Raw genomic sequence first — 21595 nt, forward strand, 5'->3', positions numbered from 1 at the left:
TACCGCCATGACTCTTTTTTCTGTTTTACAAGACCCCAGCCTGTTCCAAACCCAAGCCTTTATCAACGGCCAATGGCTAGGCAGCAAAGACACCTTCGCCGTACACAACCCCGCCACCGGCGAAAAAATAGCCGAGGTAGCGAATCTGGGGCCAGCAGCAGCACCGGCCGCAATTGCAGCTGCCGAGCAAGCTTGGCCCGCTTGGCGCAACACCACCGCCAAAGAACGCAGCCAGATTTTGCGCCGCTGGTTTGACCTGCTGATGGCGCACCAAGAAGACTTGGCCCGCATCATGACGAGCGAACAAGGCAAACCCTTGGCCGAAGCCCGAGGCGAAGTGGCCTATGGGGCCAGCTTTGTCGAATGGTTTGCCGAAGAAGCCAAGCGCATCAACGGCGAAACCCTGCCCCAGTTTGACAACAACCGCCGCCTGCTGGTACTCAAACAACCGATAGGCGTGTGTGCCGCCATCACGCCGTGGAATTTTCCGCTGGCCATGATGACACGCAAAATCGCCCCAGCGCTGGCCGCTGGTTGCCCAGTGGTCGTGAAACCGGCAGAGTTGACCCCGCTGACCGCACTGGCCGTGGCCGAATTGGCCCGGCGGGCGGGTGTGCCTGCCGGAGTGCTGCACGTACTGACAGCAGACAACGCCAACAGCATCGCCATCGGCCAAGTGCTGTGTGCCAGCCAGAGCGTGCGCCACCTCAGTTTTACCGGCAGCACCGAAGTAGGCCGAATTTTGATGGCCCAATCTGCGCCCAATATCAAAAAATTATCGCTAGAACTGGGCGGCAATGCCCCGTTTATCGTGTTCGATGATGCCGACATTGACAGCGCGGTCGAAGGCGCTTTTGCCAGCAAATACCGCAACGCCGGCCAAACTTGCGTCTGTACCAATCGCTTTTATGTGCAAGCTGGGGTATATGAAGAATTTTTACAAAAATTTACCGCCAAAGTACAAACCGCCAAAGTGGGTAACGGCTTTGACGCAGGGGTCAACCAAGGCCCCTTGATTGAAGAAGCAGCGGTGCAAAAGGTGCAACGCCATGTCGAGGATGCGCTGGCCCAAGGAGGCCGCGTCCTCACTGGTGGCCAACGGCTGGCCCATATCGGCAGCGGCCAATTTTTTGCCCCCACGGTGATTGCCGATGCCCATGCCGGTATGCTGTGCGCGCACGAAGAAACCTTTGGCCCACTGGCCCCAGTGTTCCGCTTTGACACCGAGCAAGAAGCGATTGCCGCCGCCAACGCCACCGAGTTTGGCTTGGCCAGTTATTTTTACAGCCGCGACATTGGCCGCATCTTCCGTGTGGGCGAGGCACTGGAATATGGCATGGTGGGCGTGAACGTGGGCCTGCTGGCCACCGAGCATGTGCCGTTTGGCGGGGTAAAACAATCGGGCTTGGGCCGCGAGGGTTCACACCACGGCTTGGACGAGTATTTGGAACTCAAATTCCTGTGCTTGGGGGATATTCAGGCTTGAACTTTCTCCCACTGGCTACCATCGTAGCCCAATGAACCTCCGTTTTTTCTCTTTGGGTTGGCGCACCTTGTGGCGCGATTGGCGCGCCGGTGAATTGCGCTTGTTGTTGGTAGCTGTCACTTTGGCGGTGGCGGCCTTGACCTCGGTGGGTTTTTTTGCCGACCGGCTAGACAACGGCCTACAACGCGATGCGCGCCAGTTGTTGGGCGGTGATGTGGTCATCGCCAGCGACCAGCCAGCGCCTGCCCACTTTACCCAGCAAGCCCAAGCCTTGGGTTTACAGCAGGTCAACACCTTGGGCTTTCCCACGATGGCGCGCGCCAGCGAAGCCGATGGGGGTGCCGTTAAATTGGTGGCCCTGAAGAGCGTTGCGCCGGGTTACCCTTTGCGCGGCCAGCTCAAGGTGGCCGATGCCCCCGGTGCTGCCAGCAGCACCACGCGCGATGTTCCCACCCCTGGCGAGGCTTGGGTCGATGCCGCCCTGCTGGATGCCTTGGGCCTGCAATTGGGCCAGTCTTTGCTGTTGGGTGATGCCACCCTGCGCTTAACGCGCATCATCGTGGTGGAGCCTGACCGGGGTTCGGGTTTTATGAATTTTGCCCCGCGTGTGCTCATCCACGCGGCCGATTTAGCAGCAACCGGCTTGGTACAACCAGCCAGTCGCGTCAACTACCGCTTGGCCGTAGCGGGTGCAGAGGCTGCCGTGCAGCAGTTCAAAACTTGGGCGCTGGCCGAGGCCGACAAGCCCGGCGTGCGCGGTGTGCGTGTCGAGTCTTTAGACAGTGGTCGTCCAGAGATGCAGCAAACCCTAGAACGGGCGCAAAAGTTTCTTAATTTGGTGGCCTTGTTGGCAGCGCTGCTGTCGGCGGTGGCGGTAGCCTTGGCCGCACGCGGATTTGCCGCCAGCCATTTAGATGCTTCGGCTTTGTTGCGCGTGCTAGGCCAAAGCCAGCGCACCATTGCTGGCAGTTACACCGTAGAATTTTTGCTGATTGGGCTATTTGCCAGTGGCTTGGGCGTGGCACTGGGTTGGGCCTTGCACCACGGTTTTGTGGTGCTGCTGGCGGGTCTGCTCGATACCAGCTTGCCTGCTCCCAGTGTATGGCCCGCTTTGCTAGGCATGGGGGTTGGTTTAACGCTGCTACTGGCTTTTGGTTTGCCGCCAGTGTTGCAATTGGCCCAAGTGCCACCGCTACGCGTCATTCGGCGCGAACTGGGAGCCTTGCGCCCGGCCTCGGTGGTGGCCTTATTGGCAGGCATCGCCGGTTTTGCTGCCTTGCTGCTGGTGGTAAGCCAAGACCGCACTTTGGGTTTGATTGCCGTAGGCGGCTTTGCCGTGGCGGTAGCCTTGTTTGCCGCCTTAGGTTGGCTGGCCGTGCAAACCTTGCGGCGCGTGGTACAAGAAAACTCTGCCCCGCGCTGGCTGGTGTTGGCCACGCGCCAAATGGCGGCGCGCCCAGCGTATGCCGTGGTGCAAATCAGCAGTTTGGCCGTGGGCCTGTTGGCCCTGGTATTGTTGGTGCTGCTGCGTACCGACCTCATCCACAGTTGGCAGCAAGCTACACCAGCGCAAGCACCCAATCGTTTTGTGATTAACATCCAGCCGGAGCAGGCGCAGGAATTTCAACAGGCCCTGCAAGCAGCTGGGGTGCGCGCATACGATTGGTATCCTATGGTGCGCGGGCGCTTGGTAGCCATCAATGGCCGGGCGGTGAATGCCGAAGATTACACCGAAGACCGCGCCAAACGTTTGGTCGAGCGCGAGTTCAACCTGTCTAATGCCAGCCAAGCGCCAGCGCACAACCCAATTGTCGCCGGACGCTGGGTGCCAAACGAGCCAGACGGCATCAGCATGGAACAAGGCATTGCCCAAACCTTGGGTTTGCAATTGGGCGACCGTTTGCGTTTTGATATGGCGGGCATCGTCACCGAAAGCCGCATCACCAGCTTACGCAAGGTAGATTGGAGTTCCATGCGCGCCAACTTTTTTGCCATGTACCCGGTGGCGCACTTGGCCGATGTACCCATGACCTATCTGGCGGCCTACCGCGCTCCAGCGCAAGCCGGTTTTGACAACGCCTTGGTGCGCCAGTTTCCCAACACCACACTGATTGACATGAGCGCCACACTGGCCCAAGTGCAGCGGGTGTTAGACCAAGTGGTGCGGGCGGTAGAGTTTTTGTTCTTATTTGCCTTGGCTGCGGGTTTGGTGGTGCTGTTTGCCGCCGTTACCGCCACGCGCGAGGAGCGCGCACGCGAGTTTGCCATTATGCGTGCCTTGGGGGCGCGGGCCAGTTTGCTGCGCCAAGTGCAACAGGCCGAACTGGCAGGCATTGGCCTGCTGGCTGGCTTTTTGGCCAGCAGTGTGGCGGTGGTGGTGGCTTGGGCCTTGGCGCGCTACGTATTTGATTTTGCTTGGACGGCTTCCATCTGGGTGCCATTGGTCGGTAGCCTCGCGGGGGCGGTGCTGGCTTTGGCCGCTGGTTGGTGGGGTTTGCGCGAAGTATTGCAGCGCCCCGTGGTTGCCACCTTGCGCCGTGCCGCAGAATAGCGTTTTTTACTCCTCTGCTTCAACACCATCATGGACAACCACGATACCGATACCCACGATACCCCCCAAAAAAGCAAACAAGTCACGGCGTTTGACTTGCTGGGTGGCGAGCCTAAACTGCAAGCCCTGACCGAGCGCTTTTATGCACTGATGGATTTGGAACCTGCCTATGCCGAACTGCGCGCCACCCACGGCAGCACTTTGGACGAAGCACAACAAAAGCTGTTTTGGTTTTTGTGTGGTTGGTTGGGTGGCCCCGATTATTTTGTGCAAAAAATTGGCCATCCGCGCTTGCGGGCGCGCCATTTGCCGTTTTCGATTGGCATTAAAGAGCGTGACCAATGGGTAGCCTGCATGGACCAAGCCATGCGCGAGACCGACATCCCCGAGCCTTTGCGTGAACGCCTGAACGAAAGTTTTATGCAAACTGCCGATTGGATGCGTAACCGCAACGGCTGATTTTTCGCTGCTCGCTGCTTCTTTCTTTGCTTATTTTTTCCTTTTTTGTTAAAAAGGAATTTTTCTTAAATCATGTAAGTTACTTTTGAAATGGTATGAAAAGGCGCAGGCGGCTGGTAGCGCCCACGCCTTGGCGTGTTCAATATTGGCTGTCGGTGGGCGGGGCGGGCGGTGGCTCGTCTAGCACCCCTAGCAGATACGCCGGGCGGCCTTTCGATTTGAGGAAGGCCACCACCCGATGCACTTCTTCGGTCGTGACCAAGGGGCCATGTACCCGTGCAGGTCCACGCTGGCCAGTGGCCATGTAGAGCATATCGCCCAAACCAAGCAAGGTTTCAGCCCCATTTTGGTCCAAAATAGCCCGGCTATCGGTGCGGCTACTGACCTGAAAAGCCATGCGTGTCGGGATATTGGCCTTAATCAGGGCGGTAATCACTTCACTGCTGGGGCGCTGGGTGGACAGCACCAGATGAATCCCGGTGGCACGGGCTTTTTGCCCTAAACGGGCAATCCACTCTTCAATTTGTTTGCCAGCGATTTGCATCAAGTCGGCCAATTCATCCACCACCACCACAATGTGCGGCAGATGCTCTAGCGGCTGCGGCTCGGTAAATTCTGCCGCCAAAGGGTTGAGGATGTACTCATCGCGCGCTTGGGCTTGGTCTATTTTGGCGTTGTAAGCCGCCAGATTGCGCGCTCCCAGTTGGCCCATGAGCCGATAACGGCGCTCCATCTCGGTGACGCACCAACCCAAGCCTCGGGCGGCTTGGCGCATGTCCGTGACCACGGGCGTGAGCAGATGCGGAATGCCCGCATACAAAGACATTTCCAGCATTTTGGGGTCAATCAGCAGCAGGCGTACATCGGTCGGGTCGGCCTTGTAGAGCAAACTGAGCAGCAGGGCGTGCAGGCCCATCAGTCGGCCTGAATCTGCGGTGCCAGCCACCAGCACATGGGGCATTCTGGCCAAATCAACCACCAGCGTATGACCGACAATGTCTTTGCCCAAGGCCAGCGCCAACGAAGAGGGATGCTCTGCAAAGGCAGGGGCGGCCAGCAATTCGCCGATGCGAATGCTTTGGCGCTTGACGTTGGGCAGCTCTAGGGCCATGTTGGCTGTAGTGGCCATCTCTTCGACCACACGGATAGAAACCAAACTGAGCGCACGGGCCAAATCGCGCGCCTGTTCTAGCAAGTGTGCGGGCTGCACCTCGGGACCGAGTTCAATTTCATAGCGCGTCACCACGGGGCCGGGCATGGCCGCGACCACCGTGACCTCGACACCCAAATCTTTGAGTTTTTTCTCAATCAGGCGGCTGGTCATCTCTAGTGTGTCGGTAGAGACGGCCTCTTGGCGCGTAACAACAGTTTGCAGCAAGTTAGCAGGCGGTTGGTAGTTGCGCGGCTGGCGTGGCGGCAAGGGCGCAGGTGCAGGGACAGCAGACGGGCTAGACGCTGGCGTTGGCCCATCGCGCATCAAAGGGGCGGGTGCGGTATCCGCTGGGGATTCCGTCCAGCTGGGCGCGGCCTGCTCGGGGTCAATAATTTTGAGCGGCTGCGGGTGGTGTTCTTCTAACTCGATGCGCTCTTCGTGGACGACTTCTTCGCGCAGGCGTGAAGCGCGTTTGCCCTCGGCAATGTCTTTAGCCTCCTCGCGGCGCATTTGGCCTAAGCGCACAATGGCATCGATGCGAGCGCCCAAGGCTTCAGCCAAGCGCGCCCAAGAAAAATGAAACACTTGGGCGGCCCCCAATACCGCTAAACCAAAACCGAGCAAACCGGAACCATCAAAGCCCAGCCAGCGCATCGCCGTCGGGCCGGTGATATAACCCAACACCCCGCCTGAATGGCCGGGCAACAAAGCCTCTAAATGGTACAAACGCGACCACTCTAGCCCGGCACTGGCACACAGCAACAAAGCCAAGCCCCCCCAAAATCGGGCGCGCCGGGCCAGCACTTCTTTCAGCGACAGCGGCTCCTCAGTCTCCAACAGCTCATCGCCGCGCAAGCGCCGCGCCAAGGATACGAGCCAGACAAAGCCCCCAGCCACCAAACACCACCACACCGAAAAACCCAAGGCAAAATAACTCACATCGGCCAGCCAAGCCCCAGGGCGGCCCAAGCGGTTGCGTACCACGCCATCACCGGCCCCAGAGGTGGACCAAGCCATGTCCAGCGGTGAATAACTGAGCAAGGCCAGCAGCCACACCAGCAGCGCCAGCGCACCAGCGAGCAAAGACAATTCATGGCCCAGCCGGGCAACAATCAGGCGCAAAGCAGACTTGCCGGGAGGAGAAGCGTTGAGGGTATTGGAGGAAGAATAAGTCATGGCAGCGTGCAGGCGAACTTAGATGATACTTGCAGCTTCATGCAACTGCCTGTTTGCGAGGTTTCAAATCTTATGTCTGCTACTACCCAACACGCCCAAGTGCTTATCCTAGGCTCTGGCCCTGCCGGTTACACCGCGGCCATTTATGCCGCCCGTGCCAACCTGAACCCGGTACTGATTACCGGCATGGCCCAAGGCGGCCAGCTTACCACCACCACCGAAGTGGACAACTGGCCCGCCGATGTGCATGGCGTACAAGGCCCAGAACTGATGCAGCGCTTTTTGGAACATGCCGAGCGCTTCAAGGCACAAATTATTTTTGACCATATCAACCAAGTTGATTTTTCCAAGCGCCCGTTTACTTTAACCGGCGACAGCGGCACTTACACCTGTGATTCGCTCATCATCGCTACGGGGGCTTCGGCCAAATACTTGGGCTTGCCCTCAGAACAAGCATTTATGGGCCGGGGCGTTTCGGGCTGCGCTACCTGCGACGGCTTTTTCTACCGTGAGCAAGAGGTGTGCGTGGTCGGCGGCGGCAATACTGCGGTGGAAGAAGCCCTGTACCTGTCTAACATTGCACGCAAAGTGACGCTCATCCATCGGCGCGACAAGTTCAAGGCCGAACCCATCCTGATTGACAAGCTGATGGAAAAAGTAGCGGCAGGCAAGATTGAGCTCAAAACCTTCTTTACCCTGCAAGAAGTGTTGGGCGACCAAAGCGGCGTGACCGGCATTCGCATCCAAAGCACCCAAGACGGCCACAGCGAAGACATCGCGCTGCAAGGCTGCTTTATTGCCATTGGCCATGCCCCCAACACCGACATCTTCCAAGGGCAACTGGAATTGGAAAATGGCTATATCGTGACCCAAGGCGGCCGCAATGGCTTTGCCACCCAAACCAGCGTGCCCGGCATTTTTGCCGCGGGCGATGTGCAAGACCATGTCTATCGCCAAGCCATTACCAGCGCTGGCACGGGCTGCATGGCGGCACTCGATGCCCAGCGCTTCTTAGAACAAAACCCCACTGCCTAAGCCGCAACGGCTATAATCTTAGGCTTTGCCAAAACTAGCCCACCTCTGTTGCAGACCAAGCTAGGGTTTTGATAGCTATGGCAATCGGGTTACCGCCACCCTTCTGGCGAGGTGAGGTTGTGCCACCAGGCCAACGCCGTCAAGGTGTTATGCCCCGCAGTGGCCAACCGTTCTACATGATCGGAGTGTCCTTATGGCACGCGTATGTGACGTTACGGGCAAGAAGCCCATGGTCGGGAACAACGTTTCCCACGCCAACAATAAAACCAAGCGCCGGTTCCTGCCGAACCTGCAATACCGCCGTTTCTGGGTTGAGTCGGAAAACCGTTGGGTGCGCCTGCGCGTTTCTAGCGCAGCTCTGCGTTTGATTGATAAAAACGGTATTGAATCGGTGCTCGCAGACCTGCGCGCCCGTGGTCAGGCTTAAGGAGAAACACCATGGCAAGCAAAGGCGGACGCGACAAGATCAAGCTGGAATCCACTGCGGGTACTGGCCACTTCTACACCACCACCAAAAACAAGAAAACCATGCCCGAGAAGATGCTGATCATGAAATTTGATCCTAAAGCTCGCAAGCATGTCGAATACAAAGAAATGAAGCTGAAGTAATTCAGTTTTTCATTTTCTGTCTTTGGACAACAAAAAACCGCCGGTGCATTCGCACTAGGCGGTTTTTTATCGCCAGCGCTTGTTTAAGGTTTGCGCGTCCAGACAGCCGCAAAGAAGCCATCGGTTTGGTGCAGGTGCGGCCACAGGCGCACATACTGCGTGCCGGTGTCACCACCGCTGCACAAGCTGGCAGCGGCTTCTACCTTGAGCTGTACCAGCACCTCACCGGCATCGAGCGCCACAAAATCGGGGTGGGCGGCGGCAAAAGCTTCGGCGATGCGTTCGTTTTCTTCGGGCAACACACTGCAGGTGGCATAGACCAAACGTCCACCCGGTTTGACCAAACGCGCAGCGCTGGCCAAGATAGCAGCTTGTTTTTGCTCCAACTCTTGCACTGCCTTGGGGCTTTGTCGCCATTTGAGGTCGGGATTACGGCGCAAGGTACCCAAGCCAGAACAGGGAGCATCGACCAAGACGCGGTCGATTTTGCCTGCAAGACGTTTGACACGCTCATCGCGTTCATGGGCAATGGCGGCTGGATGCACATTCGACAGCCCACTGCGTGCCAAACGCGGCTTCAGAGCATCCAGCCGGTGGGCTGATACATCAAAGGCATACAAACGCCCGGTGCTACGCATGGTCGCTCCAATCGCCAGCGTTTTACCGCCTGCACCGGCGCAAAAGTCCACCACCATCTCGCCACGTTTAGCGTCCAAGAGCAGCGCCAGCAGTTGTGAGCCTTCGTCTTGCACTTCAATCGCGCCGCGTACAAAAGCGGGCAGCTTGGCCAGTGCCGGTTTACCCACCACGCGCAGGCCCCAAGGGGAATAGGGTGTTTCTACCGAGGCAATGCCCGCTTGGGCCAGCTCACGGCGTACCTCGGGGCGTTTGTCTTTGAGGGCATTGACCCGCAAATCCAAAGGCGCACTGCACGACAGCGCCTGCACCAAAGGCCAGAAGCCATCACCCAATTGGGTTTTCAGGGGTTGCACGAGCCACTCGGGCAGGTTGTGGCGGTGGCGCTCCATCAAGTCGTCTTCGCGCACCGCGTCGCATTGGGCCAGCCATTGCTGTTCGCGCTCGTTCAGCGCGGCACGCAAAAAATCACGCTGGCCGTGTACAGCTTGTGGGTTCGAGCGCCGGGCTTCTTCGTCTTGCCAATGGGCAAAGCCCAAAATAGCCAAGCGCCGCTCACGCGGGCCGGAACCCGAGGGGGCCATGTGGTCAAACAGCAGTTTTTTACGCAGCACCGTATAGACGGTTTCGGCCAGTGCCGCGCGCTCGCGTTGGCCTAAGCCACGGTTATCGCGGAAAAAACGCGATACCACGGCATCGGCTGGATGTTCAAAGGTCAGGGTGAGCCGTACCAATTCGGTACAGGCTTCGATAAGGGCTTTCGGATGCATGGGGCCGATTGTCCCACTTCCCACGCTTCAGGCGGGTTCTGGCGTGGCAATGCGTCCGGCATTCAAGGTAATACAACGGTCGCAACGGGCGGCCAGCGCCCGGTCGTGCGTGACCAACACCAGCGTGGTTCCTTGCTCGCGGTTGAGGGCCAACATCAGCTGCATGATGGCCTCGCCAGTCGCAAAGTCTAGGCTGCCGGTAGGCTCATCGGCCAACAACACCGCTGGCTGCACCACAAAGGCACGCGCCAAGGCGACCCGTTGCTGCTCGCCGCCACTGAGCAGCTTGGGGTAATGTTGCAAGCGCTGGCCCAAGCCCACATGCTGCAACATCTGGGTAGCCCGCTGGCGCGCATCGCGTTGCCCGGCCAGCTCTAAGGGCAGCATGACGTTTTCTAGCGCTGTCAGGTTGCCCATGAGCTGAAAACTCTGGAAGACAAAGCCCATTTTTTGCGCGCGCAAAGCGGCGCGGTCGTCTTCACTCAGGGCAAACAAGTCTTGCCCGGCCAAACGCACCGTGCCGCTGCTGGGGGTATCTAGCCCGGCCAAGATGGAGAGCAAGGTGCTTTTGCCAGAACCCGAAGCCCCCACAATGGCCACAGTCTCCCCAGGCAACAACTGGAAATCAATATCCCGCAAAATCTGCAATTCACCGCTGGCATCGGCTACCGATTTGTTTACCTGCTCAACAACAATGATAGGGCTGACAGGGGGCGTGGTAGCGTTGGACATAGTGCAATAAACGTAAAGAATGGGATGAGAACAAAACAAAAAGTGTATCGGCGCAGCGTATTGCTCGGCAGCAGCATGGCCCTGCTACTGGGTGGGCTGTTCACGCCGTGGGGCGTGGTGGCCCAAACGCCAGCAAAAAAAATTGTGGTGCTGGGCGACTCTATCAGTGCCGAATACGGTTTGCCACGCGGCAGTGGTTGGGTGGCCCTGTTAGAGCAGCGCCTACAAGCCGAAAAACGGCCTTTTACCGTGGTCAATGCCAGTGTCAGTGGCGACACCACGGCCGGTGGCCGTTCACGCTTGCCCGCCTTGCTGGCACAGCACCACCCCGCCATCGTGGTAATTGAGTTGGGCGGCAACGATGCCCTGCGCGGCTTGCCCCTGGCCAGCACGCGCCAAAACCTGCAAGCCATGACGCAAGCAGCCCAAGCCGCTGGAGCCAAGGTCTTGCTGGCGGGTATGCAAGTGCCACCCAACTATGGACGCGACTATGGGCAACAATTTGCCACGCTGTTTGCCAACATCGCCCAAGAACAAAAAACGGCTTTGGTGCCCTTTCTGTTACAAGGCATTGCCGACGGCCCCGACCCGTTGGCCCTGTTTCAACCCGACCGCATCCACCCTAGCGCTGCCGCCCAGCCCCTCATGCTCAACAACCTCTGGCCTGCCTTGCGTCCGCTGCTGCGCCCAGCTCAATAGCCCGCCACTCCCCACAAATAGCCCTAGTAGCGCGCCAGCCTTGTTATCGCGGCAACAATGCGGCTATCGGTTTTTTCTTCGGATTTTTTCGGGATTTTTCACTATGCCTCTCTCTCACAGCAACGTCAGGATGCCTACTTGGTTTATCCCGCACGGCGGTGGCCCCTGCTTCTTTATGGACTGGAACCCGCCCGACGAGTGGAAGCAGATGGAGCGCTACCTGCGCGCCAGCGCCAGCAGTTTGCCGCAACGGCCCAAGGCTATTCTGATGGTGTCGGCACACTGGATGGAGCCGGTGCTGAGCGTCACCAGCGGCGCGCAACCCGAACTTATTTACGACTACTACGGTTTTCCGCCGCACACCTACCAACTGCAATACCCAGCCCCCGGAGAGCCACAACTGGCAGCGCGCGTCGTTGATTTACTCGGGCAGGCGCAATTGCCAGCGCGTATGGATGCCCAACGCGGTTTTGACCACGGCATGTTTATTCCACTGATGCTGATTTTTCCGGCAGCGGATATTCCGGTGGTGCAACTCTCTTTAGGCCACAGCCTAGACCCAGCGCTGCACCTGCAAATGGGTGCGGCCTTGGCCCCCTTGCGCGATGAAGGAGTGCTGATTATTGGCAGCGGCATGAGTTTTCACAACCTCCGCACCCGAGGTGACCCACAGTATGGCCCCATGTCAGAGCAATTTGACCACTGGCTGACCGCTGCGGTAGAGTCTGACCCAGCCACCCGCCACCAAGCGCTGCTGCACTGGGAGCAAGCGCCCTTTGCGCGCCAATGCCACCCACCGCGCGCCGAAGAACATCTGTTGCCACTGATGGTCGCTGCCGGAGCTGCGGGGCAAGATGGCGGGCTGCGCGTGTACAGCGACTGGGCGATGGAGCGGGCCATGTCGGGGTTTAGTTTTGGAGCCTAAACTGGCATGAACTTGCATCCAACGCTACGCCCCAGCGCTTGGCTGGCCGCACTGCTGGTCACAGCCGCGATGGGCTTGGCCCCTTTGGCCTCTACCAGCGCATGGGCGCGCGATGGCTTGGCCACGCCAGCCGCAGCCACGGTGCCCCATGCCAACCCGGCGGCCCCCACAGCCACCAGCCCACTTTGGCCCTTGTCGCACCCGATTGGGCAACAACGCTTACTCGAAAGTGAGTACCGACAAGCCTACTGGCCGCTGGCCAGCTATTTTGAAACCCAGCTGAATCAAGCCTATTGTGCGGTCGCTACGGCGGTAATGGCATTGAACGCTCTGGGCGTGCCGCGCCCCAACACTGCCTTGTATCCGGATTTTCCGTTTTTCACCCAGCAAGGTTTTTTTGACCGCATCCCGGCCCCAGTAGCCACCCCCAGCAGGGTCGCCCAAGAGGGCATGACCTTGGCGCAATTACAAGCAGCGCTACAACATTACCCGGTAGCAGTGGAAAAAATCAGCGCCGACACCCTGGCGTTGGACGGCCTGCGCGCCCTGCTGCAACAACAGCTGGGCCAACCCGACCGCTTGGTGCTGGCCAATTTTAATCGGCGCTTCATCGGCCAAGCAGGGGGTGGGCACTGGTCACCACTGGCGGCCTACCATGCAGAAAGTGACTCGGTATTGTTGCTGGATGTAGCCCGTTACCGCTATCCGCCCGTGTGGGTCTCGCTGGTCGATTTGTTGCGTGGGGCGCAAAATACCGACAGCGTCAGCGGCACCGCGCGCGGTTTTTTGCTGGTGAGCCAAAAACCGTAGTTGTAATGCAAATCACAGCATGGGGATAAAGATCGTTGAATAATTCAGCGTAACACGTCAACCATCGAACAAACTACCATGCAATCCCGCCTTTCCGCCCTTACCTTGGCTCTGGCAGGGGCTATGCCCAGCTTGGCCTGTGCTGCCACCGACACTGCTGCGGTATGGCAAGGCCATCCCCTCACAGGCCCCACCGCCCCAGCATGGCCTAACACCCCCATACCGAGCAGCGCCCCCACACCGCGCACGCTGGCCAGCAGCAGCACGCAAAACTCGGGCTACCAAATCAACCCCGCCAGCCGCGAGGCGGTGCGCCTTTTTTACCAAACGGTATTTGCTTCCTCCAACCAAGTACCTAGTGACTGGACAGGAGACATCAGCAGCTGCAATGCGGGCAGCACCAGCAGCGACTACCAAGCCGCCACCTTGCGCCGCATCAACTGGTTTCGTGCGATGGCGGGCGTGCCAGCCCAAATCAACCTTGATAGCCAATACAACCGCAAAGCACAACAAACCGCGCTGATGATGTCGGCACAAAACGCCCTGAGCCACTACCCAGACAATAGCTGGGCCTGTTACAGCGCCGAAGGTGCCGAGGGCGCGCGTTACAGCAACCTAGCGCTGGGGCGTGCCGGTGCCAGCGCAGTGGCCGATGGCTATATCCGCGATGATGGCAGCAACAACGCACCCGTAGGGCATCGGCGCTGGTTGCTCTATCCGCAAACCAAAATCATGGGGGTTGGGGATGTCACGCCTAACGCCCTTAATGCCAACGCTCTATCGGCCAGTGCCATTTGGGTGTTTGACAACCAAACGTATGCGCCACGCCCGCCGGTACGCGATGATTTTGTAGCTTGGCCACCTGCCGGTTTTATACCCTACCAAACCATCTACCCGCGTTGGTCATTTTCTTATCCGGGGGCTGATTTTTCTGCTGCCAGCATCCACATGACCGAAAACGGCCAGCCTTTGGCCACCCGGCCCGAAGCCCTGCACGATGGCTATGGCGAAAACACCCTCGTTTGGTTGCCCGGCAACTATACCGATGACAGCCTCTGGAACCGCCCCAGCGCCGATACTGTCTATCAAGTCACGATTAGCAATGTCAAAATAGGCGGCCAAACGCGCAGTTTTAGCTACCAAGTCATTGCTTTTGACCCCAATCTTCCCGGCAGCGATACCCCCATGCTACAACCCAGCGGGGCCACCGCACTACAGGCGGGGCAAACCAGCAGCTACCAATTTGCAGGCCACCCAGCAGCGACGGGGTTTCAGTGGCGCGCCATCAGCCCTACGCCTTTGAACCTAAACGAAGGGGCCGAAAGCGACAGCACCGCTGTGCTGGCCAGCACCAGCAGCGATTACAGCCCGATTGCCAGCGATGTATCGGCCAGTGGGGGCCGTTCTTTCCATTTGGCCCATACCCAGCGCGCTGACCAAATTTTGCTGCTGCAACACACTTTGCTCGCCAACAGCAGCACCAGCTTAAACTTTGCCAGCCGTTTGGGGCTGTCCAGCCCGAGCCAAGTGGCTTTGGTGGAAGTTTCCACTGATGAAGGCCAGACTTGGCAAGAAATCTACCGCCAAGCCGGACAACAAAGCGGCACCACCTCTAACTTTGGTGAGTTCAACTTCAGCCAAAAATCTATCTCCTTGGCCGCTTTTGCCGAACAAACCATTTGGTTACGCTGGCGTTATGCCTTGTTGAATGGCTCTTTCTACAACCAATCGAGCAAGGGCATCGGCTGGTACATTGACGATATTCAGCTCTCGGGGGCCGAAGTCATCACCAGCGCCAGCGCACCCAGCCACACCAGCAGCAACACGCATTTTGATTACACCGCCCCCGGCAATACAGCCCAAGTCGTTTTGCAAGTACGCCCCGGCATGTATGGCTATTACGATGGCTGGAGCAAGGGTCTGCGTGTCCAGCTGCAAAACGCCCCCATCCCAACGGCCACCAATTGCCTCTTCCATTGGGCCGAGCGCATGGTGCCCGAGTTGCTCTGGCCTGCAGCCAACACGCAAAGCACAGGCCGGCCCCCCTTCAATGCCTACCGCTACTACAGCGGCAGCGCGTCTTATCTGGGCATCTCGGCATTAGACCAACGGGTTTATTTCCAACAAGATGGCCAATCTTTAGACTTGGGGCCAGCGGCTGGCTGGCTCAGTGCGGCTGGTTGCCAATAACCATTACACCCCATCATGATTGTTCGTGATCGCCCCGCCGGTTGGCGTTTGTTTCTGGCTGTGCGCGGCTCGGTATTGCAGCGCATTCGTTTTACCTTGTTGCTCAATATCTTGCTGGCCACGCTGGTCACGCTGGCGCACGGCAACCTTTTTACGGTCAAAATCACCCTGACGGCCATTCCGTTTACCCTGATGGGCTTGCCCTTGGCAATTTTTTTGGGCTTTCGCAATACCACCGCCTATGACCGCTACTGGGAGGCGCGCAAACTCTGGGGCGAGTTGGTACTGCGTACCCGCACCCTGACGCGCCAGTGCCAGGGTTTGATTCATCTGCCGCAGGTGCTAGATTACCGCCAGCGCGACAGCGATGTGCGCGTGCGTATAGTGCATCGTGCCATCGCTTTTATCCACGCCCTGCGCTTACAACTGCGCGGCCAAAAAGACGAGGCTCTGTTGCAAAGCTGGCTCACCACCACGGAATGGGCACAGGTACAAGGGCGCTCCAATCTGGCCGATGCCTTGATGCAAGCGATGGGGCGCGATTTGGGCGATTGTGTGCGCCAAAAACAGATTGAACCAGCTTTGGCGGTCTCCCTCGATCAAACTTTTTCAGCCATGACGGCGGCGGCTGCCTCGTGCGAGCGCATCAAATTCACGCCAATTCCGTTCTCTTATACGCTGCTGCTGCACCGCACGGCGTATATGTACTGCTTTTTGCTGCCCTTCGGGCTGGTGGATGTGACGGGCTTTATGACCCCGTTTGTGGTGGGCATTGTGGCTTACACCTTTTTTGGCCTAGATGCCTTGGGCGATGAGATTGAGGAGCCGTTTGGCCTAGAAAGCAACGACCTGCCCCTCGATACTTTGTGCCGCAGCATCGAAATCACCTTGCGCGAATCCTTGGGTGAAACCGATTTACCGCCCCCGCTGTTGCCGGTTAATTTTCGGCTGACGTAGGCGCTGCATCCAATCCTGGCAAGCCCAATTCTTTGCACAGACTCTCTACCGTGGCCTGCAAAGCGGCCACTTGGGCTTCTAGCGTAGCAACGCGCGCTTGCAGTGCTGGTGCAGGGTTGTCAGTGGGGCTGGCCACGCCCAAGCTACTGGCATCCACTGGGCCGCAGAGTAAATGCGCCCAACGTTGCTCGCGCGCACCGGGGGCGCGTGGCAATTGCAACACCAAGGGGCCGCCTTTTTCTGGGCGACGCTCTTGCAGCTCGTCCAAAAAGCCCTCCACCGAAGAAATATCGGCAAAGCGATACCAGCGCTCGGCATTGATACGCAATTCTCCAGCAGTTTGGGGGCCACGCAACATCAGCAAACCCAACAATACCGCCGATTGCTCGGGCACGCCCACGCCACGCTGAAAATTATGCTCCCAGCGGGTAACGCGCCCACCGCTGTTGTCATGCACCAAAGACAGGTATTTCAACGCATCTAGCGCTTCTTGGGCTTGCGCTTCGGTGATGCTCATCACCGGGTCGCGGGTGGTTTTTTGGTTGCAGCCCAGCACCAAGCTATTGAGCGTGAGTGGGTAGCTATCGGGCACGGTGCGCGCTTTTTCCATCAAAGTGGCCAGCACACGGGCTTCTATGGTCGTCAGGGGGCGGGTGGTTGGTTCAAAGGGCATGGCGGGGATAATCTAGAACAATGAAAAACATCGTGATTTTGATTTCGGGCGGCGGCTCTAATATGGCCGCCATTGTGCGCGCAGCGCAGCAACAGCATTGGGCCACACGCCTAGGGGCGCGGGTGGCCGCCGTGATAAGCAACAAGGCCGATGCCAAGGGACTGGCGTTAGCGCGCGCCCAAGGCATTGCCACCGCAGTGCTAGACCATAAAGCCTTTGGCAGCCGCGAGGAGTTTGACACTGCACTGGCCGCACTGATAGACCAGTATGAGCCATCGTTGGTGGTGCTGGCTGGTTTTATGCGTATTTTGACACCGGGCTTTGTGCAGCACTACGCTGGACGCTTGCTCAATATCCATCCCTCGCTGTTGCCTGCTTTTACCGGCCTGCACACGCACCAACGGGCGCTGGATGCCGGTTGTCAATTTGCTGGGGCCACGGTACACCAAGTCACAGCCGAGTTGGATGTTGGCCCCATTTTGGCGCAGGCTGTGGTGCCGGTGTTGCCGAACGATAGCGCTGACACCTTGGCCGCGCGCATCCTGACGCAAGAGCATCTGCTCTACCCCAAAGCGATTGCCCAGTTCTTGCAGACCTCCACCGCACCCACTTGAGCGCCCAAAGTTTCATGCAAGCCCTACTCGATACCATTGCCACCTTGCCCTGCACCGAGCAGGCACAGCGCCTGTTTCATGGGCGTGGCGGTCTCTATCCCGGCTGTGAGCAGTGGACGCTCGATGCCTACCCGCCGGTGTGGGTACTAACCAGCTTTGCCCCGGTGGCCGAGGCCGATTTACACACCCTAGGGCAGGCACTAGAACAACGTTGGCACACCCTGTACCCCGACCAAGCCTGCAACTGGGTGTTCCAATGCCGCGCCGAAGGCCAAAGCGAAACCCGCCTGATGGCGGGCAGCGCGCCCGAGCCACACATCGTCACCGAGGGGGCAAACCGCTTTCGGGTACATGTGCTGCGTGGACAAAACCACGGCTTGTTTTTAGACATGGCCGCAGGCCGTGAGTGGGTAGGCCAGCATCTGCAACGCCATCCGGGGCAAAAGGTACTCAATCTATTTGCTTATACCTGCGCCTTTTCAGTGGTGGCCTTGCAAGCTGGGGCCAGCCATGTGGTAAATGTGGACATGGCGCGCGGCGCTTTGGCGATTGGACAGCAAAACCACCAGCTCAACGGGCTTGGCGGCGGGGCCAGTTTTTGGGGGCATGATATTTTTAGCTCGTGGGGCAAAATTGGTCGCAGTGGCCCCTATGGGTTGGTGATTGTTGACCCGCCCAGCTACCAAAAAGGCAGCTTTATTGCCAGCAAAGACTACGCCAAGCTGATGCGCCGCCTGCCCGATTTATTGGCTCCCGGCGGCCATGCCCTGCTGTGCCTGAACGCCCCTGAGCTGGGACTGGCCTTTTTGCAAGAGCAAATGGCCAGCTTAGCCCCCACGCTGACGCTGCTAGAACGGGTGGCCAATCCGGCGGTGTTTGCCGATGTTTCGCCAGAACGGGCGCTCAAGGTATTGGTGTACCGGGCCGCAGCTTAGACTTGGGCAGAAACCAAACGCACCGCGTAGCCCTGCCCAGACGCAATAACTTCTAGCAGGCGGTCGATGTTGGGGTGCTTGCCGGGGTGGGCGCGGGCATCGTCGGTATGCTCGGCAAACAGCGCCAGCCCCTGTTGGGCCGCTGCCGGGCTGATGCTGCCATGTTGGGCCGCCAAAGCGGCATACACGGCCAAAGAGCCAGCCTTGCCGGGTTGATTCTGAATGCTGGCCACTACGTTACCAGCGCTATCGAGCAGTTCTAGTGCCGCTAAATGGGCGATAGAGGGCAGTTGTTGCAAGTTGTCGGCAAAGGCCATGAGGATTCCTTGGGTTAAAAAACTGCCGATTGTCTGGCAAATACGAAGATTTTTCTGCTATTGGGGGCCGCTATTGCTACCATACCGGCCCTATCTTGTTTTCAAGGAAATTCTATGTCTGGTGGTGGATTTCACGTTCATGGCCCGCACGACCACGAAGTAGAGCATGTCGCTCATCATGGTGGCGATGATTTCACCTCGCGCTTGGCGGTACTGACCGCCGTTATCTCGACCATTGGGGCCGTGTTTGGCTACATGGGCGGACATTCGCAAAATATGGCGCTGCTGTACAAAAACGAGGCCTCCATCCAAAAAACGGCGGCCTCCAACCAGTGGAACTATTACCAAGCCAAGAGCAACAAGCAAAACTTGGCCGAGTTGTCGGTCACCCTGACTGGGGGCGAAGATAAAGAGAAATTCCGCCAAGAAGTAGCGCGCTACCAGCAAGAAAAGGTAGAAATCAAAGCCGCTGCCGAAAAATTAGAAGAAGCAGCCGAAGCCGCGAACAAAAAAAGCGACGTAGAAATGCGCGTGCATGAACGCTGGGCGATGGGCACCACGCTGCTGCAAGTGGCCATCGCTTTGGCCGCTATTGCCCTGCTCACGCGCAAACGCTGGATGCTGCTGGGGGTGTATGGCTCTACCGCCTTGGGGCTGGCTGCTGGCGCTATGGGCTATTTGCACCTGTGATAGCGCTACCGCCCCTTCGTTTTGCTTGCTTGGGCGGCTGCTTAGCACTGGCGGCTTTGAGCGCCCACGCCGATACCGATACCGATACCCGCGCCACTGCCAATGCCAACATCAATGCCACCACCGGTACCGACTGCCGCATCGCTTTTGATGTTGGCTCATCCGGCATCCGGGTGGGGGCTTCTAACAGCACGCACACAGCGCGGCGCAATATTGATTACCTTAGCCCGCTGTGGGCCGGGCGCGGCTTGCAAGAAGTTATCCAACCCACCAGCAACGCTTTACGCCAATTGCCAGTGCAGGCCGGCCTAGAGGCCCACTGCCAGCGGGTGGCGGGCGGCTTCTCGGCTTGGCGGCTGGCTTGGGAGCAATCGCCCGCACACACCGTGGCCGCGTTAGAACAAATTTATGCCGATAGCGGCGTGGCCCTGCTGGTGGTGCCGCAAGCGGTAGAAGGCAGCTATGGGTATAGCGCGGCCCAGCAAAAACTAGGCCCACGTTTGCAAACCAGCCATATCTTGGATGTGGGGGGCGGTAGCTTGCAAATTGCCGGAGCGCAGCACAGCTATGGCAAAGCGCTGGGGCAAAAATTTTGGCATCGGCTGCTGTGCCAGCACCTGCGCCCCGAGGCCACCGCGCCCTGCACCTTACAACCCCTAACGGCCCCAGAACTGGCCCAAGCACGCCAATTGCTACAAACCCAGCTGCAAGACTTGCCAGCGGCACTGCCCACCTCTATGAGCATGACCGCCATCAGCCGCCCGATTACCCAAGGAGTGCAGCAGGCGGTGCAGCGCTTGCAAGCCGATGCTGCCAGCGGCGATAGCACTGTATTAGAGCGCCGCCATTTAAGCGCCGCCATTGAGCAATTGGCCCCGGCCACCTTGTCAGCCACGGTGCAACAAACCGGTGCCGCTATGCCTTATGCTGGCTATTTGCTCTCTGACATGCTCCTGACCGAAGGCTTGTTACAAGCCAGCGCCAGCCAAAGTTTGCACCTTGTAGAAATCAAGGTGGCCAATGTGCCCGGTATTTTGGCCGACGACCAAGCCTTTAGCTGGGCGACACGTTACCCTTGTTATTTGCAACGCTTGCAAGCACAAGGCCCCAGCGCTTACTTTAACGACCCCCACAGTTGCAGCGCGGCCCCTAGTCCGGCAAAACCACTCCAGCCACTACTTTCACCCACGGCCATTCCGGCGGGCGAAAACCCGGTTTTCTGGCCCGGCACGCATTGATTATTAACGCGCAGGAGCAGGCAAAGACAATTGGGCCGTTTTAGCCACCTGCACGCAATCGCACAGGTGTTGTTCGCCTAAATAACGCAGCGTGGCATAGCCCAGTGCTGCTGCCAGCGCCTGCCCAGCCAGCGGCACATATTTGGCCACTTGTTTGCTGCCCATGCGAAGGCCCACCGTCTGCGCTACCTTCAGGACCATATCTTGTGTCACCAGTTTGCCAATCAGCACCGAACCCACCATCGCCACTGCTTTTTGCACCTGTTCACGCTGCTGCGGGTCTAGCTGGGCGATTTGTGCTGGCAACAAACCAAATTCGGCATTGATTTGCGGCAGCAAGCGCGACAGCAAGGCGGCATCGACCGCCCAATCCAGCCCCGGCAGCGGCACGCTGCTGGCCACCGCAGCCACCAAAGCGCGCCGGTGCAGCAAACGGCGGCTACGCTGCACCGCTGCCTGCAAAGCGGCATCGGAACCCGCCAGCACCTCGGCACTGGGTAAAGCGTTTTTCAGCACCATTTCAGCACCATTAAGCCTTCTTTTTGAAGAAGCTGTACAACACCAGCAACAACATCGCCCCCAGCACCGAGGCAATCCAACCCGCTGCCTGACCGGGCCGATACCACCCCATAGACGTACCTAGCGCCGTGGCAATGAACGAACCCGCCACGCCCAGCAGCGATGTCATGATCCAGCCCAATTTATCATCACCGGGCTTGAGCGCACGGGCAATCAGCCCGACGATTAAACCGACAAAAAGCGTTCCAATCAAAGAAAACATGCAGCACCTGCTCGTAAAAAGCTAATCAAAGTTATTCACGATTTATCCGCACTTGGTTGACGTGCTTGCGCACCCAACTCAAGCCGATTGACGCTCAGTAGCGCCGGAGAACGTGCCAGCAGGATTTGACGTACTTCCTTGTAGGGAGTAAACCGAGTG

General features: G+C 58.5%; 22 protein-coding genes. 15 read left to right on the top strand and 7 right to left on the bottom strand.

Features of this window, described 5'->3' with window-relative positions:
• Positions 1-7: 7 nt before the first annotated feature.
• The 3 genes from PHX60_RS02415 to PHX60_RS02425 are packed head-to-tail and all read left to right on the top strand — an operon-like array spanning position 8 to position 4496.
• Positions 8-1486 carry an NAD-dependent succinate-semialdehyde dehydrogenase gene (locus PHX60_RS02415; protein WP_300074161.1) on the top strand — a complete coding sequence of 493 codons (1479 nt, stop codon included), beginning with the start codon at positions 8-10 and terminating at the stop codon, positions 1484-1486.
• Positions 1487-1517: 31 nt separating this feature from the next.
• Positions 1518-4037, top strand: coding sequence for an FtsX-like permease family protein (locus tag PHX60_RS02420; protein ID WP_300074164.1), 2520 nt, complete (start codon positions 1518-1520; stop codon positions 4035-4037).
• A 30-nt stretch (positions 4038-4067) separates the two neighbouring features.
• Complete coding sequence (locus tag PHX60_RS02425) at positions 4068-4496, top strand: group II truncated hemoglobin (protein ID WP_300074167.1); 429 nt, start codon at positions 4068-4070, stop codon at positions 4494-4496.
• Positions 4497-4635: 139 nt separating this feature from the next.
• Here the strand turns inward: PHX60_RS02425 and PHX60_RS02430 are convergent, their stop codons facing one another.
• On the bottom strand, positions 4636-6825 hold the full coding sequence (locus tag PHX60_RS02430; RefSeq protein WP_300074170.1) for a DNA translocase FtsK: 2190 nt from the start codon (positions 6823-6825) through the stop codon (positions 4636-4638).
• 72 nt (positions 6826-6897) lie between these two features.
• Between PHX60_RS02430 and trxB the strand changes: the two genes are divergently transcribed.
• The 3 genes from trxB (at position 6898) to rpmG (ending at position 8469) form a co-directional block, all read left to right on the top strand.
• A complete protein-coding gene (trxB, locus tag PHX60_RS02435; protein WP_300074172.1) occupies positions 6898-7860 on the top strand; it encodes a thioredoxin-disulfide reductase in 963 nt (320 codons plus the stop codon).
• Positions 7861-8053: 193 nt separating this feature from the next.
• On the top strand, positions 8054-8287 hold the full coding sequence (gene rpmB, locus PHX60_RS02440) for a 50S ribosomal protein L28 (RefSeq protein ID WP_091451105.1): 234 nt from the start codon (positions 8054-8056) through the stop codon (positions 8285-8287).
• 11 nt (positions 8288-8298) lie between these two features.
• Positions 8299-8469 carry a 50S ribosomal protein L33 gene (gene rpmG, locus PHX60_RS02445; RefSeq protein ID WP_008904999.1) on the top strand — a complete coding sequence of 57 codons (171 nt, stop codon included), beginning with the start codon at positions 8299-8301 and terminating at the stop codon, positions 8467-8469.
• 83 nt (positions 8470-8552) lie between these two features.
• Here the strand turns inward: rpmG and PHX60_RS02450 are convergent, their stop codons facing one another.
• Together PHX60_RS02450 and PHX60_RS02455 are read right to left on the bottom strand one after the other, a co-directional pair.
• The gene (locus PHX60_RS02450) at positions 8553-9875 is read right to left on the bottom strand and encodes an RsmB/NOP family class I SAM-dependent RNA methyltransferase (protein WP_300074178.1); all 1323 of its coding nucleotides are present in this window, start codon (positions 9873-9875) and stop codon (positions 8553-8555) included.
• 27 nt (positions 9876-9902) lie between these two features.
• A complete protein-coding gene (locus PHX60_RS02455) occupies positions 9903-10607 on the bottom strand; it encodes an ABC transporter ATP-binding protein (RefSeq protein ID WP_300074180.1) in 705 nt (234 codons plus the stop codon).
• Positions 10608-10631: 24 nt separating this feature from the next.
• Between PHX60_RS02455 and PHX60_RS02460 the strand changes: the two genes are divergently transcribed.
• From PHX60_RS02460 to PHX60_RS02480, 5 genes are all read left to right on the top strand, one after another.
• The gene (locus PHX60_RS02460) at positions 10632-11306 is read left to right on the top strand and encodes an arylesterase (RefSeq protein ID WP_300074183.1); all 675 of its coding nucleotides are present in this window, start codon (positions 10632-10634) and stop codon (positions 11304-11306) included.
• A 103-nt stretch (positions 11307-11409) separates the two neighbouring features.
• Complete coding sequence (locus PHX60_RS02465) at positions 11410-12231, top strand: class III extradiol ring-cleavage dioxygenase (protein WP_300074186.1); 822 nt, start codon at positions 11410-11412, stop codon at positions 12229-12231.
• 6 nt (positions 12232-12237) lie between these two features.
• Positions 12238-13041, top strand: a complete 804-nt coding sequence (locus PHX60_RS02470; RefSeq protein WP_300074189.1) for a phytochelatin synthase family protein — start codon at positions 12238-12240, stop codon at positions 13039-13041.
• A 78-nt stretch (positions 13042-13119) separates the two neighbouring features.
• Positions 13120-15231, top strand: coding sequence for a CAP domain-containing protein (locus PHX60_RS02475; RefSeq protein ID WP_300074192.1), 2112 nt, complete (start codon positions 13120-13122; stop codon positions 15229-15231).
• 15 nt (positions 15232-15246) lie between these two features.
• Entirely contained in the window at positions 15247-16188 is a 942-nt protein-coding gene (locus PHX60_RS02480) for a bestrophin family ion channel (RefSeq protein WP_300074195.1), read from the top strand.
• On the opposite strand, the gene PHX60_RS02485 is transcribed toward PHX60_RS02480, so the two are convergent.
• The gene (locus PHX60_RS02485) at positions 16169-16861 is read right to left on the bottom strand and encodes a YceH family protein (protein WP_300074198.1); all 693 of its coding nucleotides are present in this window, start codon (positions 16859-16861) and stop codon (positions 16169-16171) included. The two genes, PHX60_RS02480 and PHX60_RS02485, sit on opposite strands and share 20 nt — an antisense overlap.
• A 20-nt stretch (positions 16862-16881) precedes the next feature.
• Between PHX60_RS02485 and purN the strand changes: the two genes are divergently transcribed.
• Positions 16882-17475 (top strand): phosphoribosylglycinamide formyltransferase, encoded by a 594-nt coding sequence (gene purN, locus PHX60_RS02490; RefSeq protein WP_300074199.1) that lies wholly within the window; start codon positions 16882-16884, stop codon positions 17473-17475.
• A 14-nt stretch (positions 17476-17489) separates the two neighbouring features.
• Positions 17490-18410 carry a class I SAM-dependent methyltransferase gene (locus tag PHX60_RS02495; protein ID WP_300074202.1) on the top strand — a complete coding sequence of 307 codons (921 nt, stop codon included), beginning with the start codon at positions 17490-17492 and terminating at the stop codon, positions 18408-18410.
• On the opposite strand, the gene PHX60_RS02500 is transcribed toward PHX60_RS02495, so the two are convergent.
• Positions 18407-18727 (bottom strand): DUF2322 family protein, encoded by a 321-nt coding sequence (locus tag PHX60_RS02500; RefSeq protein ID WP_300074205.1) that lies wholly within the window; start codon positions 18725-18727, stop codon positions 18407-18409. The genes PHX60_RS02495 and PHX60_RS02500 overlap by 4 nt on opposite strands.
• A gap of 114 nt (positions 18728-18841) precedes the next feature.
• On the opposite strand from PHX60_RS02500, the gene PHX60_RS02505 reads away from it, so the two are divergent.
• Together PHX60_RS02505 and PHX60_RS02510 are read left to right on the top strand one after the other, a co-directional pair.
• Positions 18842-19417 (top strand): DUF4337 domain-containing protein, encoded by a 576-nt coding sequence (locus tag PHX60_RS02505; protein ID WP_300074208.1) that lies wholly within the window; start codon positions 18842-18844, stop codon positions 19415-19417.
• Positions 19418-19473: 56 nt separating this feature from the next.
• Entirely contained in the window at positions 19474-20655 is a 1182-nt protein-coding gene (locus tag PHX60_RS02510) for an ROK family protein (RefSeq protein ID WP_300074211.1), read from the top strand.
• Between the two features lie 3 nt (positions 20656-20658).
• On the opposite strand, the gene PHX60_RS02515 is transcribed toward PHX60_RS02510, so the two are convergent.
• Complete coding sequence (locus PHX60_RS02515; protein WP_300074214.1) at positions 20659-21174, bottom strand: hypothetical protein; 516 nt, start codon at positions 21172-21174, stop codon at positions 20659-20661.
• A gap of 10 nt (positions 21175-21184) precedes the next feature.
• A complete protein-coding gene (locus PHX60_RS02520; RefSeq protein ID WP_300074217.1) occupies positions 21185-21436 on the bottom strand; it encodes a GlsB/YeaQ/YmgE family stress response membrane protein in 252 nt (83 codons plus the stop codon).
• Positions 21437-21595: the final 159 nt, after the last annotated feature.

The sequence above is a fragment of the Giesbergeria sp. genome, assembly GCF_028686475.1.
Lineage (GTDB): Bacteria > Pseudomonadota > Gammaproteobacteria > Burkholderiales > Burkholderiaceae_C > Simplicispira.

Coding starts and splice junctions, on each gene's coding strand:
- PHX60_RS02415 (WP_300074161.1), top strand. CDS start 8: ATGACTCTTTTTTCTGTTTTACAAGACCCCAGCCTGTTCCAAACCCAA.
- PHX60_RS02420 (WP_300074164.1), top strand. CDS start 1,518: ATGAACCTCCGTTTTTTCTCTTTGGGTTGGCGCACCTTGTGGCGCGAT.
- PHX60_RS02425 (WP_300074167.1), top strand. CDS start 4,068: ATGGACAACCACGATACCGATACCCACGATACCCCCCAAAAAAGCAAA.
- PHX60_RS02430 (WP_300074170.1), bottom strand. CDS start 6,825: ATGACTTATTCTTCCTCCAATACCCTCAACGCTTCTCCTCCCGGCAAG.
- trxB (WP_300074172.1), top strand. CDS start 6,898: ATGTCTGCTACTACCCAACACGCCCAAGTGCTTATCCTAGGCTCTGGC.
- rpmB (WP_091451105.1), top strand. CDS start 8,054: ATGGCACGCGTATGTGACGTTACGGGCAAGAAGCCCATGGTCGGGAAC.
- rpmG (WP_008904999.1), top strand. CDS start 8,299: ATGGCAAGCAAAGGCGGACGCGACAAGATCAAGCTGGAATCCACTGCG.
- PHX60_RS02450 (WP_300074178.1), bottom strand. CDS start 9,875: ATGCATCCGAAAGCCCTTATCGAAGCCTGTACCGAATTGGTACGGCTC.
- PHX60_RS02455 (WP_300074180.1), bottom strand. CDS start 10,607: ATGTCCAACGCTACCACGCCCCCTGTCAGCCCTATCATTGTTGTTGAG.
- PHX60_RS02460 (WP_300074183.1), top strand. CDS start 10,632: ATGAGAACAAAACAAAAAGTGTATCGGCGCAGCGTATTGCTCGGCAGC.
- PHX60_RS02465 (WP_300074186.1), top strand. CDS start 11,410: ATGCCTCTCTCTCACAGCAACGTCAGGATGCCTACTTGGTTTATCCCG.
- PHX60_RS02470 (WP_300074189.1), top strand. CDS start 12,238: ATGAACTTGCATCCAACGCTACGCCCCAGCGCTTGGCTGGCCGCACTG.
- PHX60_RS02475 (WP_300074192.1), top strand. CDS start 13,120: ATGCAATCCCGCCTTTCCGCCCTTACCTTGGCTCTGGCAGGGGCTATG.
- PHX60_RS02480 (WP_300074195.1), top strand. CDS start 15,247: ATGATTGTTCGTGATCGCCCCGCCGGTTGGCGTTTGTTTCTGGCTGTG.
- PHX60_RS02485 (WP_300074198.1), bottom strand. CDS start 16,861: ATGCCCTTTGAACCAACCACCCGCCCCCTGACGACCATAGAAGCCCGT.
- purN (WP_300074199.1), top strand. CDS start 16,882: ATGAAAAACATCGTGATTTTGATTTCGGGCGGCGGCTCTAATATGGCC.
- PHX60_RS02495 (WP_300074202.1), top strand. CDS start 17,490: ATGCAAGCCCTACTCGATACCATTGCCACCTTGCCCTGCACCGAGCAG.
- PHX60_RS02500 (WP_300074205.1), bottom strand. CDS start 18,727: ATGGCCTTTGCCGACAACTTGCAACAACTGCCCTCTATCGCCCATTTA.
- PHX60_RS02505 (WP_300074208.1), top strand. CDS start 18,842: ATGTCTGGTGGTGGATTTCACGTTCATGGCCCGCACGACCACGAAGTA.
- PHX60_RS02515 (WP_300074214.1), bottom strand. CDS start 21,174: ATGGTGCTGAAAAACGCTTTACCCAGTGCCGAGGTGCTGGCGGGTTCC.
- PHX60_RS02520 (WP_300074217.1), bottom strand. CDS start 21,436: ATGTTTTCTTTGATTGGAACGCTTTTTGTCGGTTTAATCGTCGGGCTG.